The 13461-nt window shown below is 73.9% G+C and carries 13 protein-coding genes; 7 read left to right on the top strand and 6 right to left on the bottom strand.

Annotated elements, in window-relative coordinates; translation table 11 throughout:
* Window positions 1–245: 245 nt before the first annotated feature.
* Entirely contained in the window at window positions 246–1928 is a 1683-nt protein-coding gene (locus ACIQPQ_RS06970; protein WP_401300666.1) for a DUF3152 domain-containing protein, read from the bottom strand.
* A gap of 8 nt (window positions 1929–1936) precedes the next feature.
* Entirely contained in the window at window positions 1937–3070 is a 1134-nt protein-coding gene (locus tag ACIQPQ_RS06965) for an alpha/beta fold hydrolase (RefSeq protein ID WP_401300663.1), read from the bottom strand.
* A 233-nt stretch (window positions 3071–3303) separates the two neighbouring features.
* On the opposite strand from ACIQPQ_RS06965, the gene ACIQPQ_RS06960 reads away from it, so the two are divergent.
* From ACIQPQ_RS06960 to ACIQPQ_RS06945, 4 genes are all read left to right on the top strand, one after another.
* The gene (locus ACIQPQ_RS06960; protein ID WP_401300661.1) at window positions 3304–3543 is read left to right on the top strand and encodes a hypothetical protein; all 240 of its coding nucleotides are present in this window, start codon (window positions 3304–3306) and stop codon (window positions 3541–3543) included.
* A 236-nt stretch (window positions 3544–3779) separates the two neighbouring features.
* Window positions 3780–4472 (top strand): TetR/AcrR family transcriptional regulator, encoded by a 693-nt coding sequence (locus ACIQPQ_RS06955; RefSeq protein ID WP_401300658.1) that lies wholly within the window; start codon window positions 3780–3782, stop codon window positions 4470–4472.
* Between the two features lie 143 nt (window positions 4473–4615).
* A complete protein-coding gene (locus tag ACIQPQ_RS06950) occupies window positions 4616–4843 on the top strand; it encodes a DUF3107 domain-containing protein (RefSeq protein ID WP_383777629.1) in 228 nt (75 codons plus the stop codon).
* Window positions 4844–5098: 255 nt separating this feature from the next.
* Window positions 5099–5368, top strand: a complete 270-nt coding sequence (locus tag ACIQPQ_RS06945; RefSeq protein WP_383777631.1) for a hypothetical protein — start codon at window positions 5099–5101, stop codon at window positions 5366–5368.
* Between the two features lie 82 nt (window positions 5369–5450).
* Here the strand turns inward: ACIQPQ_RS06945 and ACIQPQ_RS06940 are convergent, their stop codons facing one another.
* Window positions 5451–6197, bottom strand: a complete 747-nt coding sequence (locus tag ACIQPQ_RS06940; protein ID WP_383777632.1) for a ferritin-like fold-containing protein — start codon at window positions 6195–6197, stop codon at window positions 5451–5453.
* Window positions 6198–6731: 534 nt separating this feature from the next.
* Between ACIQPQ_RS06940 and ACIQPQ_RS06935 the strand changes: the two genes are divergently transcribed.
* Complete coding sequence (locus ACIQPQ_RS06935) at window positions 6732–9461, top strand: DEAD/DEAH box helicase (protein ID WP_401300654.1); 2730 nt, start codon at window positions 6732–6734, stop codon at window positions 9459–9461.
* Between the two features lie 127 nt (window positions 9462–9588).
* A complete protein-coding gene (locus tag ACIQPQ_RS06930; RefSeq protein ID WP_401300652.1) occupies window positions 9589–10458 on the top strand; it encodes an alpha/beta fold hydrolase in 870 nt (289 codons plus the stop codon).
* Between the two features lie 35 nt (window positions 10459–10493).
* On the opposite strand, the gene ACIQPQ_RS06925 is transcribed toward ACIQPQ_RS06930, so the two are convergent.
* Window positions 10494–11390 (bottom strand): NYN domain-containing protein, encoded by an 897-nt coding sequence (locus ACIQPQ_RS06925; protein WP_401300651.1) that lies wholly within the window; start codon window positions 11388–11390, stop codon window positions 10494–10496.
* A gap of 194 nt (window positions 11391–11584) precedes the next feature.
* On the opposite strand from ACIQPQ_RS06925, the gene ACIQPQ_RS06920 reads away from it, so the two are divergent.
* Entirely contained in the window at window positions 11585–11737 is a 153-nt protein-coding gene (locus ACIQPQ_RS06920; protein WP_007384531.1) for a hypothetical protein, read from the top strand.
* Between the two features lie 92 nt (window positions 11738–11829).
* Here ACIQPQ_RS06920 and ACIQPQ_RS06915 read toward each other — a convergent pair whose 3' ends face one another.
* Both ACIQPQ_RS06915 and ACIQPQ_RS06910 read right to left on the bottom strand, forming a co-directional pair.
* A complete protein-coding gene (locus ACIQPQ_RS06915) occupies window positions 11830–12435 on the bottom strand; it encodes a MarC family protein (RefSeq protein WP_401300647.1) in 606 nt (201 codons plus the stop codon).
* A gap of 55 nt (window positions 12436–12490) precedes the next feature.
* The gene (locus tag ACIQPQ_RS06910; protein ID WP_401300645.1) at window positions 12491–13348 is read right to left on the bottom strand and encodes a PHP domain-containing protein; all 858 of its coding nucleotides are present in this window, start codon (window positions 13346–13348) and stop codon (window positions 12491–12493) included.
* Window positions 13349–13461: the final 113 nt, after the last annotated feature.

Genomic DNA, 13461 nt, shown 5'->3' with positions numbered 1-13461 from the left:
GGGCCCCCCGGGCCCCCCCCGCGGGCGCGGGCGGGGCGCCCCGGGGGGCCGGGGGCGGGGGGGGGGGGCCCCCGGGTCGGGGGCGGCGGGGGGGGGGGGGGGGGGTTTGGCCCCCCCCCCCACCAGAAGGGGTGAACGGTCGTAACTTTCGGGTGCGGACGGCGTTCCGTCGCGCTAAGAGATCAGACGGATGCGAAACGTCACATCATCGGGCGGCGCGTGAAGGCAACGGCAGGCGTTTCGGTTCAGCCCTTGGGATAGGGCCACTGATTGGGGCGGCAGGTGATGCCGTCGTACGTGAGGAACTTCGTCTGCTGCTGCATGACGGGGGCGAGGTCGCCGCTCTTGTCGCAGGTCACGTGGCCGTAGCCGAGGCGGTGGCCGACCTCGTGGTTGATCAGCATCTGCCGGTAGGCGTACATGGCGTCGCCGTAGGTCGGGGAACCCTGGGCCCAGCGGTAGGCGTTGATCATGACGCGCTCGGTGGAGGCCGAGTCGCAGGAGACGTTGTCCTCGGTGGTGTCGAGGCCGGACTTGGCGCACCACTCGGCGGTGGTGCCGGGGCTGGCGAGCGTGATGACGAAGTCGGGTTCGCCCGAATGGATGCGTTCGAAGGTCCGGCCGCCCTTGTGCGCCCAGCTCCGGTTGTCGTTGAGGGTCTTCTGCACGGCCTCGGCGAAGAGGTTCGCGTCCAGGCCGAGGCCCTGCTCCACGTCCACGCGGTAGCGGAACTTCTCCCCGGTCCCGGGCGCCTTGACGACTCCGGGGACGGCGTCGAACTTCCCCGGCCCCTCCAGCGTGGCCCCGAGGCCGTAGCGCAGGTCCATCTTCTGCTCGTACGTCAGCGGTGGCGGGCTGGGCGGGAGGGACGGGCTCGGCCGGGTGGCGTCGCGCCCTGCCGTGTCGCGGAGGTCGCGGGCGGCGTTGTCGGCGGTGCTCTGCGAGCGGACGGCGTCGTCGTCGCGCGCGTCGGTGACCTGACCGGCGACCACGATGGCGAGCACGGTGGTGACGGCGGCGGCCGCGACGCCGGTGAAGGCCCGCCCCTTGCCGCCGCGTGACCGGGCGTCGTCGCCGGACGGTTCCCCGCCGGAGCCCCCGGAGCCGCCGACCGCACCGGAGGCGCCGGACGCGCCGCCCGCGGGTGCCGGGCGCGGGCCGTGGTCCCAGTCGGTCACGGAGGCGTAGGCGTCGGTCGGGCGTGGGGTCGCGCGCGCGTCGGGCGAATCGGCGGTACGCGCGACGGCAGCGGCGGCGACGGGCGTACGGCGGGCGAACGCGCCCCGCCGCCCGGAGCCGCCCGCGCGCTCCTCGGCCCCGGTGTGGGACTCGGCCTCGGCGAACGCGTCGAGGTAGTCCTGGCGCGGGCCCGCCGCCACGTCAGCGCGGCGGCCCGCGGCCGACTCGGGCCGCTGCCGGGGAATCAGCCTCCCGGCGGCGCTGCGCTCGGCACCGCCACGCGCCGCGCCGTCCCCGGCACGCCCGTCCGCCGCTCCGTACGCGCCCTGTGCTCCGTTCGGGCCGTACCCGCGTCCGCTCTCGCCCTGTTCCGGGTGGCCGCCCCGGACCTGGGGGAAGCCGTACGGCGGAGTGCCGTCCGGGACGCGCCGCACCCCCTGCACGGGCAGCCCGTGCGCGGGGGTGGGGTCGGGGAGGCGGGGCATGCCGTGGGCGGGCGTGCCGTCGGGTGGTCTGGGCACACCGCGCGCCGGGGTGCCGTCGGGTGGCGTCGGGGGCCGGAAGGTCTCGGCGGGCCGCTCGGCGTCCCGAGGGCGCACGCGCGCCTCGCCGGTCCCGCCGGTCCGGCCGCCGTCGCGCGCGCTCCCGGCACCGTCGGCCTGCCCCGCCTGCCCGGTGGTCGCCTGTTTCCCCGTGCCGCCCCGCGGCGCGTCCTTGGACGCCGGTCCGCGTCGACTGTGCCGTCCCACGACCCCCCTCAGCTCCCCGCGCCCGCGGATTCGCCGGACTGTCCTGAGAACGCACCGGAGCCCCGCCCGGTTCCCCCGGCGGCCCCATCAGTCCTGTCAGCCCCGTCACCCGCGTCGGCACCAGCAGCACCCACAGCACCATGATCCGTACCGGCAGCACCATGATCCGTACCGGACGACGACGCCCCCTCCCCCACGTCCGCCAGCAGCTCGCGGAAGGCCGTGGCCACGGTCTCGGGGTACTCCATCATCGCCACGTGCCCCGCCTCCGGCAGGGCCAGCAGACGGCAGTCGCGGAACGCGCGCGCCGCCTTGCGGGCCATACGGAAGCCGACGAGCCGGTCGCGGCCGCCGTAGACGAGGAGGGTCGGGGCGAGGACCCGCTCGGCCTGACGCCACAGGGCATGCTGGCCTCCAAGGGTGTAGGCGTTGACCAGCCCGCGCGCGGAACGGGTCATGGCGTCCCAGAAGTACGGCAGTTGCAGCCGCCTTTCCAGTTCCTCGACGGCGTGGCGGAACGCCTCGGGGGAGACACGCCCGGGATCGCCGTAGCAGAGGGCCGTCACTCCGCGTACGCGCTGCTCCGCGCTCCACTCGCGGGTGGCGCGGGAGAAGAGCGCGGCCACGCCCGGCACTCCGAGCAGTCCGGTGGGGACCGCCGTGCGCTGCACGCGCAGTTCGGGCAGGGCGGGCGAGACGAGTGTCAGGGTGCGCACGAGGTCGGGCCGGACTGCGGCGACCCGTACGGAGACCGCGCCGCCGAGGGAGTTGCCGACCAGGTGGACGGGTCCGCGGCCGGAGGCGTCGAGGTAGCGGATGACAGCGCGCGCGTGTGCGGTGATCGAGTAGTTGCCGTCGTCCGGCGGCGGCGAGTCGCCGAAGCCGGGGAGGTCGACGGCCTCGCTGTCGACGACTCCGTCGAGCAGGGCCATCAACGCCGACCAGTTCTGGGAGGAGCCCCCGAGGCCGTGCACGTAGAGCGCGGGTTCCAGGCCCGCGCGCGCGGGCGGCCGGGAACGGACCGTCAGGGTGACGCCCGGCAGTCCGACCGACCGCAGTCGCTCACCCTCCGCGATCCTGACGGACATCGCCTTCGGCAGCCCGGTGGACGGCGGAACGGACGGCAGTTCGGTCGGAGACATGCGGGCAATGTTACGAGACGATCACGCACGAACTTGTGTGTTCGGCATCACAAGTGGCGTCCGCGCGTCGGCCCGCCGCCGGAGCCCGGATACCGGACGCACCCGTGGCCGGAAGGGACCCGCTCGCGGCCGGAAGAGGTGTCTCCTACGCTCGTAGCGAGGGCACCCGTGTGGTCCCCACCTTCTGGGAAACCCCCTCGGGACGAGGGACACGTTCAGGAAGGGAGCCCAGCATGACCATCGACCCCAGCGACCCCGAGACGTTCACCGACGCCCTGGACGGCACCGACGGCGTCACCGACCCGACGGAGATCGGCGTCGAGGCACCCGAGGACGACGCCGCCGAGCAGCGCACGGAGGTGGCGACCGAGCGCGACGACCCGCTGGAGGGGCTGGACCCGGCGCGCGCCGACGAGGGCGACCTCATCGAGCAGGCCCGCGTGGTCGCCCCCGCCGAGGACGACCGCCGCTGACCGACCGGGCCGCTCACACACAGAGCGGCTCACCCACCCCGAGCAGGGGCGGGACGCCGTCGCGCCCGCAGCACCCCGGTTCGCACCGTTTTCTGCCGCTTCCGCCGTCGTCCGGCAAGGCTGCCGCCGTGGTCCGGTCCGTGAAATTCTCCGCTCGCAACGCGCGCACCACGGTTACCGAAAAGTACGATGGCGGCGCGGCGGCTCACCGCATGAGGACGACATTGGGAGGCGGCGTGACAGCCATCGAGCAGACAGAGGCGGCGCGCCCGCGAGGCACGCGCCTGCCGCGCCGTGCCCGACGGAACCAGCTGCTGGGCGCCGCGCAGGAGGTCTTCGTGGCGCAGGGCTACCACGCCGCGGCCATGGACGACATCGCCGAGCGCGCGGGCGTCAGCAAGCCGGTGCTCTACCAGCACTTCCCGGGCAAGCTCGACCTCTACCTGGCCCTGCTGGACCAGCACTGCGAGTCGCTCATCCAGGCGGTGCGCAACGCCCTGGCGTCGACCACCGACAACAAGCAGCGCGTGCGCGCGACGATGGACGCCTACTTCGCGTACGTCGAGGACGACGGCGGCGCGTTCCGCTTGGTCTTCGAGTCGGACCTGACCAACGAGACCGCGGTGCGCGAGCGCGTCGACAAGGTCACCAACGAGTGCGCCGAGGCGATCTGCGAGGTCATCGCCGAGGACACGGGGCTCTCGCGCGCGGAGTCGATGCTGCTGGCCTCCGGGCTCGGCGGTCTCGCCCAGGTGGTGGCCCGGTCCTGGCTGCACAGCGACCGCAGCGTGCCGCGCGACCAGGCGGTGCAGCTGCTCGCCTCGCTGGCCTGGCGGGGCATCGCCGGATTCCCGCTGCACGGCATCGAACAGTCCGGCGCCGACGCGACCGGGCTCGAACCGGCGGGAGCCGAGCAGCCGGGCGCCTGAGCCCGCACCCGCGCGGCGCGGGCTTTGCCCGCTGTTCGCTCCTGGCGTGGACGGCCGCGCCGTGTGCGTCCCCTCACCGGGCTAATGTGTGCAGCGTACGGCGCGGAAGCCCGCGCACCCATGACCGTCGGAGGGACATAGCCGTGGAGGTCAAGATCGGCGTGCAGCACGCACCCCGCGAGATCGTTCTGGAGAGCGGTCAGACGCCCGAGGAGGTCGAGCGCGTGGTGGCCGATGCCCTGGCCGGCAAGTCGCAGCTGCTCAGCCTCACGGACCAGCACGGCCGCAAGGTCCTGGTTCCGGCCGACCGTCTGGCCTACGTCGAGCTGGGCGAGGCCGCCCCGCGCAAGGTGGGCTTCGGCGCGCTGTAGTCGACACCGTGGAAGGGGCCCGGCGACCGTCATCGGTCGCCGGGCCCCTTTCGTGCGCGTGCGCCCCGGCGGCCCGCCACGCCCCGGCGCGCCGCGAAATCGACGCCCGCGACCGTCCGATTCCCGTGGCTGTCCGTGGCGGCTTCCGCACGGAAAGCTCATGGTTCACCCACAGGAAAGGATTGTGTTCCGCAGGTCACGGGTAGGACGGGCTAGGACCTTGGTGCACAGCCCGGACGTCTGGGAGGGACCCGCATGATCTTGGTAGCGCTCGGCTCCGCCGCGCTCGGACTGGTGCTCGCGTGGGCGGCCGCGCACCGGTTGGCGCACCGCCTGCCGGTCCGCACCCTGGTGCTCGCGACAGGTGTCGCCGGGGCCCTCTGCGGCGCCTTCGTCACCCACAGCGCCATCGGTTCCGGCTCCGCCGTGCTGAGTCTGCTGGGCGCGGCGGTCGTCTCCGCCGCCTCCCTCTCCCTGCTGCTGCGCCCCTCGCCCCGCCTGCGCCGCCGCTCGGCCACCGCCTAGAGCACGGGGCGCCGCCACATACATACAGGGGCGCCCCCCGCAGAAGGCGCCCCCACAGCGGGCTCTCGTCGTCCGGCGGTCGTTACGCCGCCAGCCCCAGCGCCGCCATCCGCTTCGTGTGCGCCTCGGTGATCCGCGAGAACATCCGGCCGACCTCCGCGAGGTCGAAGCCGTCCGCGACTCCGCCCACCAGCATCGTCGACAGGGCGTCGCGGTCCGCGACCACCCGCTGGGACTGCGACAGGGCCTCGCCCATCAGGCGCCGCGCCCACAGCGCGAGCCGCCCGCCGACCCGCGGCTCCGCGTCGATGGCGGCCCGGACCCGGTCCACGGCGAACCCGGCGTGCCCGGTGTCGTCGAGGACGGCGAGCACCAGCGCGCGGGTGTCGGAGTCCAGGCGGACGGCGACCTCGCGGTAGAAGTCACTGGCGATCGAGTCGCCGACGTATGCCTTGACCAGGCCCTCCAGCCAGTCCGAAGGCGCGGTCTGCCGGTGGAAGCCGTCGAGTGCGGCGACGAAGGGCTCCATCGCGGCCGTGGGCTCCTCGCCGATCTCCGTGAGCCGGTTCCGCAGCCGCTCGAAGTGGTGGAACTCGGCCGAGGCCATCTTCGCCAGCTCCGCCTTGTCCTCCAGCGTCGGCGCCAGCTTGGCGTCCTCCGCGAGCCGCTCGAACGCGGCGAGTTCGCCGTACGCGAGCGCGCCGAGCAGGTCCACGACGGCGGCCCGGTACTGGGGGTCCGCGGCGGCCGTGGCCCAGTCCTGGGCCGCGATCCCGGTGGCGGCGTGCTCGGGCTTGTCGGGGTTCTCAGGCTTGTCAGAGCTCGTCATGCAGCGCACAATAGCCCGCCCGCCACGGGACGGAAGTCCCTGCTCAGTCACTGTGACCACCGTGACCCGGCCGAGGTGGCGCGGGTGACGCGGACGACCGCTCCCGACGGTGTGACAACCACAACGTGACCGAATCGGCCATCACATGTGCGCGTTTCCGGGGTATGGTGGTAATGCGCCTGCCGAATATTCGACGGGCCGCACGTATGAGGATGCCCGGTCGGTGGCCCGATCGGCTCCGACCCGACAGCCCTCCGTGTCCGTACGGCACCGTGCGTACGGAGACTCAGAGGGAACCCCTCAGCGGTTCGAGCGCTAGAGCGTCGGCAGTGGTCCCCCGTGTCTTGCCGGCCCAGCCCCCAAGGGCGGCCGACGTCCCCGGCACGGTCCGACACGACCCCCGCGCTCGCCTCGCACCGCGTACACAGAAGAGGCAGCACCCTGACTACGACGTTCCGAGAGCTCGGAATCCTTCCCGAGACCGCCGAGGCCCTGGAGGCCGTCGGCATCACCTCCCCCTTCCCCATCCAGGAAATGACGCTTCCGGTCGCCCTCTCGGGCAAGGACGTCATCGGCCAGGCCAAGACCGGCACCGGAAAGACGCTCGGCTTCGGCCTCCCGCTCCTGGAGCGCGTCACCGTCCCCGCCGACGTCGAGGCCGGCCGCGCCGCCCCCGAGGACCTGACGGAGGCGCCGCAGGCGCTCGTCGTGGTCCCGACGCGCGAGCTGTGCACGCAGGTCACCAACGACCTCCTCACCGCCGGCAAGGTACGCAACGTGCGCGTGCTCGCCATCTACGGCGGCCGGGCCTACGAGCCCCAGGTCGAGGCGCTCAAGAAGGGCGTCGACGTGGTCGTCGGCACCCCGGGCCGCCTGCTGGACCTCGCGGGCCAGAAGAAGCTCAGCCTGAAGCACATCCGCTCGCTCGTCCTCGACGAGGCCGACGAGATGCTCGACCTGGGCTTCCTGCCCGACGTCGAGAAGATCATCAACATGCTTCCGGTGAAGCGCCAGACCATGCTGTTCTCGGCGACCATGCCGGGCGCGGTCATCGGCCTGGCCCGCCGCTACATGTCGCAGCCGACGCACATCAGCGCCACCTCGCCGGACGACGCGGGCGCGACGGTCGCCAACACCGCGCAGTTCGTCTACCGCGCGCACAACATGGACAAGCCCGAGATGGTCGCCCGGCTGCTCCAGGCCGAGGGCCGGGGCCTGGCGATGGTCTTCTGCCGCACCAAGCGCACCGCCGCCGACCTCGCCGACCAGCTGAAGCAGCGCGGGTTCGCGTCCGGCGCGGTCCACGGCGACCTCGGCCAGGGCGCCCGCGAGCAGGCCCTGCGCGCGTTCCGCAACGGCAAGGTCGACGTCCTCGTGTGCACCGACGTCGCCGCGCGCGGCATCGACGTCGAGGGCGTCACCCACGTCGTCAACTACCAGACGCCCGAGGACGAGAAGACGTACCTGCACCGCATCGGCCGTACGGGCCGCGCGGGCGCGTCGGGTACGGCGGTCACCCTCGTCGACTGGGACGACATCCCGCGCTGGCAGCTCATCAACAAGGCGCTGGACCTGAAGCACGGCGACCCGCCGGAGACGTACTCCACGTCCCCGCACTTCTACGAGGACCTCAAGATCCCCGCGGGCACCAAGGGTGTCCTGCCGCGTTCGGAGCGCACGCGCGCCGGACTCGACGCGGAGGTGCTGGAGGACCTGGGCGAGCCCGGCGGACGCGCCGCCCGTGGACGCGGTGGCCGCGACGGCCGGGACAACCGGTCCGGTCGTGACAGCCGCGACGAGGCCCGCTCCGCCGAGCGCGCGCCCCGTACGCCGCGCCGTCGCCGCCGCACCCGCAACGGCGCTCCGCTCGACGGCACCCCCGCCGTCACCACCGGCCCGTCGGTCACCGACGGCGCGGTGGCCGAGCAGGCCGTGCCCGCCGACGAGGCGACCTCGCCGCGCACCCCGCGCCGTCGTCGCCGCACCCGCGGTGGACCGGGCCAGGACGCCGTCGCCGGTACGCCCGTGACCGCGCCGTCCGCCGGGGCCGCCCCCGTGGCGGCGGAGGCCGCCGTGACGACGGCGGAGGGCCCCGCGGCCGAGGCCACCAGGCCGCCGCGCCGTCGCCGTACCCGCCGCAGCGCGGACGCCGCGGCGGTCACGCCCGAGACGCCCGCCGCCGAGATCGTGGTGGAGTCCCCGGCGACCGTGCTCACCGCGCCCGAGCCGGTGGCGCCCGCCGAGGCCGTGCCCGCGCAGGCCGTGGCCGAGCCGGTGGCGGTCGTCGAGGCCACGCCGCGCCGCCGCACCCGCAAGGCCGCCGCCCCCGCCGAGGGCACCGTGGCCGAGGCCGCCGACGTCGAGACGGTCACCGCCGTCGTCGCCGCGCCGCGCCGCACCCGCAAGGCGGCGGCCCCGGCCGAGGCCGCGGTGGACACGGCGGAGGCCGTCGAGGCGAAGCCGCGTCGTACGCGCAAGGCCGCCGCCGCGCCGGTCGCCGACATCCCGGCCCAGGCCGCGGACGAGGCGGAGACCGCCGAGGTCAAGCCGCGCCGCACCCGCAAGACGGCCGCCACGAAGGCCGCGGAGGCCGCTGTGGAGACGTCGGCAGAGGCCGTCGAGCCGGCGGTCGCGACGAAGCCGCGCCGGACGCGGAAGACCGCCGTCGCCAAGGCCGCGGAGGCCGCCGAGGCCGCTGTCGACACCGCCGAGGCGGGCGACACGGCGGTGGCGACCAAGCCGCGCCGGACCCGCAAGACCGCCGCCGCGAAGACGGCGGAGGTCGCCCCGGCCGCCGAGGTCGCGCCCGTCGAGACCGCGGACGCGCCCGTCGAGGCCAAGCCCCGGCGTACGCGCAAGACCGCCGTGGCGAAGGCGGCCGAGGCTGCCGTCGCGGTGACGGAGGCCGCGGTCGAGGCCGTCGAAGCCGCCGTGACCAAGCCGCGCCGGACGCGGAAGACCGTCGCCGCGAAGGCGGCGGAGGCCGCCGAGGCCGCCGAGGCCGCTGTCGACACCGCCGGGGCGAGCGGGACGGCGGTGGCGACCAAGCCCCGCCGCACCCGCAAGGCCGCCGCCGCGCCGGTCGCCGACATCCCGGCCCAGGCCGCGGACGAGGCGGAGACCGCCGACGTCAAGCCGCGCCGCACCCGCAAGACGGCCGCCACGAAGGCCGCGGAGGCCGCCGTGGAGACGTCGGCCGAGGTCAAGCCGCGGACGCGTCGGCCGCGCAAGACCGCTGCCGCCGCCGACGGCGCGGAGAGCTGACCGCCCGCCAGGGCGCACTGACGGCCCGGCCCCTCCCCCGTGGAGCGGCCGGGCCGTCGGCGTGTCCGGGCCCGCCGCCGGGCGGCCCGCACAGGTCACGGTCCGTACCGAAAGGTAACCTCGATCCGTGACCGTCTCGATCCGCTTCACCCCGCCCCCCGGCGCCCGCGCCTACCGCCTGGACACCGCGCGCGGCGCGTTCGCCGTCGTCGACTCTCCCCCGGCCGACGGTGCCGAGCCCCGGGGCGTGGCGCTGCTGGTGCCCGGATTCACCGGCAGCAAGGAGGACTTCCACCTGCTGCACGGGCCGCTCGCGGCGCGCGGCTACCGGACCGTCGCCGTGGACGGGCGCGGCCAGAACGAGAGCGACGGACCGGCGCGGGACGAGACGCCCTACGCCCAGGAGGAGCTGGCGCGGGACGTGCACGCACAGGTCGCCGCGCTGGGGACGCCGGTGCATCTGGTCGGGCACTCGCTGGGCGGCCAGATCTCCCGCGCGGCCGTCCTGCGCGACGCCTCCCCCTTCCGCTCGCTCACCCTCGTCGCCTCGGGTCCGGCGCACATCTCGGAGTCGCAGCGGCAGCGGGTGGAACTGCTCCACGACGCGCTCGCCGCGATGACGATGGAGCAGGTGTGGGAGGCCATCCTGGCGATGGGCCCCCCGGAGGAAGTCGGCGGACCCGCCAAGGGGTTGGGCGGGCTGGAGCTGCGGCGGCTGCGCTGGACGAACCACAAGCCCGCCCAACTCCTGGTCACCGGACGGCAGTTGCTGGTCGAGCCGGACCGGGTCGCCGAACTCGCCGCCGTTCAGCTGCCGTTCCACGTGCTGTCGGGCGCCTACGACGACACGTGGCCGGTGCCGCTCCTGGACGCCATGGCCGACCGCCTCGGCGCGCGCCGCACGATCGTGCCCGACGCCGAGCACTCCCCCAACCTGGACCAGCCGCGGCGCACCGCCGACGCGCTGGCGGACTTCTGGGACACGCTGCCCGGCTGACCCCCGAAGAGACAGGTCGGTCCGGACGAGACACGTCAGTACTGCGTCTGCAGGTGCTCCCAGAACCCGTCGCGCAGGGCGCGTCGGAGGTCGGACTGGCCGCGCAGCGAGTACTGGAGGATGCTCTCCGCCTCCACTAGGAGGTCCTGGTCCACGGAGCCTGGCAGGTACGGGTGGCCGGGGAGGAGGTCGGCAAGGGCCTCGCGGCCGCGGGCGGCGAGCCACTTCGCGGCGATCTGCGCGCCGACGAAGCGCACGTCGTCGCGGGTGGGGCGGGCGGACCCGGCCGGTTCGTAGGCGGCGGCCGTGCGGCGGCTGACGTACGGCTTGAAGAAGTCGAGGTCGAGGGTGCGCTGGCTGTCGACCTCCCAGAGCAGCGGCTCGGCCTGGTTGCGGCCCTCGGGGGCCTCGATGCCCCAGAGGTGGACGCGGGCGCCGTACCCCTGGGCGGCCTCGACCGCCGAGACGAGGTCCTCGTCGCCGCCGAGCAGCGCGGCGTCACTGATGGCGCGGTGCCGGGCCAGGGACTCCAGGTCGCTGCGGATCAGCGAGTCGACGCCCTTCTGCTGGTTGTTGGCGTTGAGGTTGCCCAACCGGACCTTGACGTCGGGGAGTTCGGCGATGGACTGCTGCTCGGCGGTGTGGATGCGGCGCCGGGCGCCGTCGTACCAGTAGACGCGCAGCAGGCGGCTGTCCGCGAAGATCGAGCGGGCGCGGTCGATGAGCGACTCGATGAGGCCCTCGGTGTCGACGTCGAAGGCGCGGCGGTCCTCGGTCCCGGCGACGAGCCGGCCCGCCGCCGCGTAGAGGTAGCCCGCGTCCACGAAGATCGCGTGGGTGGAGGGCGTCTTCGCGACCTCGGCGAGCACGCGGGTGAGCAGCTCGTTCGTGCGGTCGAGGCGGGCGGCGAGGGGAGCGAGGTCGTCGTTCATCCCCTCCATTGTCCCGGCGGTCACGCTGCGAACACAACCGGTCCCGTTCGGTCTCCACAACCTCCCTTACTCGCTAGTAATTAGTCGTTCGAAAAATTTCTTTAGCGTAGGGAATGTTTGTAACACGCAGCCCGTTGACTCCTCATGTACCAGCAATTCTCCGCAGGAGGATGACCAGACGAAGGGAGAAGCCCATGCGCTTCGAAATCATGCGACTCGACGACGTCGACGGAACCCCCGTGGACAGCACCGTCGTGGACGCCGCCTCCGTCAACCGGATCGTTCAGCAGGCCGCCGCCATCGGGCAGCGGCTGTGGATTCGTCCGGCCGACACCTCGGCCTCGTAACACCGCGGGTCCCACCTTCACACTTCGAAGCCCCCGTACGGCAGCGTGCCGTGCGGGGGCTTCGCGCGTACGGCGCGCCGCCGTACGGCGCCTCAGGTGCCCTGGACGACCTGGGTGACGCCGTTGATGATCTGCTGCACGGCGATCGCGGAGAGCATCATCCCGGCGAGGCGGGTGACCAGGACGACGCCGCCGTCCTTGATGACGCGGATGACGAGCAGCGAGTAGCGCATCACCAGCCACAGCACCACGTGCACGGCGAGGATCGCGGCCCACACCGACACCTGCGCGGCCGCGCCGTCGGCCTTCTGCACGGCGAGGATGACGGACACGATCGCGCCCGGACCGGCGAGCAGCGGCATGCCCAGCGGGACCAGCGCGACGTTGACGTCCTTGGTCTGTTTCGGCTCGTCGGTCTTGCCGGTGAGGAGGTCCAGGGCGACCAGCAGGAGCAGCAGGCCGCCCGCGATCATCAGCGCGGGGATCGAGACGTGCAGGTAGTTCAGGATCTGGTGGCCGAGCAGACCGAAGACGGCGATGACGCCGCCCGCCACGCAGACGGCCTGGAGCGCCATGCGCCGCTGGGTCCGGGCCGGGCGGCCCGCGGTCAGGCCGAGGAAGATCGGGGTGATCCCCGGGGGGTCCATGATGACGAAGAGGGTCAGGAAGAGGGAGCCGAAGACGGCAGCGTCGAACATCGGTGCAGGAGCCTTGCGCGAGTGAGGGTGGGAGGTGGGCGGGCGGGGGGAGGCGTCAGGCTCCGCCGGTGCCCGGCACCGGGAACGCGCCCGTCGCGCGCCGGGTGATCTCCCCGTAGACCTCGGGGTCGGTGGTGTACTCGCCGAGCACACAGGTCTTGCGGCTGCCGTGGTAGTCGCTGGAGCCGGTCACCAGCAGGCCGAGGTCGGCGGCGAGGCCGCGCAGCCGGGTGCGGGTCGTCGGCTCGTGGTCCATGTGGTCGACCTCGATGCCGTCCAGTCCGGCGGCGGCCAGCTCGGCGATCACCGACTCGGGCACGGTACGGCCCCGCTTGCTCGCGGCCGGGTGCGCGAAGACGGTGACCCCGCCCGCGCCCTTCACCAGCCGGATCGCCTCGAACGGGTCGGTCTCGTGCTTCGGCACGTGGGCCCGGCCGCCGTCGGCCAGCCACGCCCCGGAGAACGCCTCGTCGACGGAGGCGACGATGCCCAGCTCGACCAGGGCGGTGGCGATGTGCGGGCGGCCCACCGAGCCGTCCCCCGCGATACGGGCGACCTGCTCCCAGGTGACCGGTACGCCCAGCTCGCGCAGTCCGGCGACCATGGCGCGGGCCCGCGGCACCCGGTCGTCGCGCACCAGCTCGCGCTCGGCGAGCAGGGCGGGCTCCTCCGGGTCGAAGAGGTAGGCGAGGAGATGCATGCTGACGCCGTCGATCCGGCAGGACAGCTCGGCGCCGGTGACGAGGGTGAGCCCCTCGGGGAGCGCGGCGATCGCCTCGGCGTGGCCGCGGGTGGTGTCGTGGTCGGTCAGCGCGACGACGTCCAGACCGGCGGCGGCCGCGTTGCGGACCAGCTCGGCCGGGGTGTCCGTGCCGTCGGAGGCCGTGGAGTGGCAGTGCAGGTCGATACGCACGACGCGGACTCCAGACGGGGACGGGGCGGACGGGACGCTCAAGGATAACCGCACTTTTCAGCCGCCCCGTCACACCTGAATCCGGCTGGTGCCCCCTACATGGCATGGGGGTG

The organism is Streptomyces sp. NPDC091281 (assembly GCF_044757425.1).
In the GTDB taxonomy this organism is placed as follows: domain Bacteria; phylum Actinomycetota; class Actinomycetes; order Streptomycetales; family Streptomycetaceae; genus Streptomyces.
Note: the sequence above shows the minus strand (reverse complement) of the source record. Positions and strands in the feature narration are given on the sequence as shown.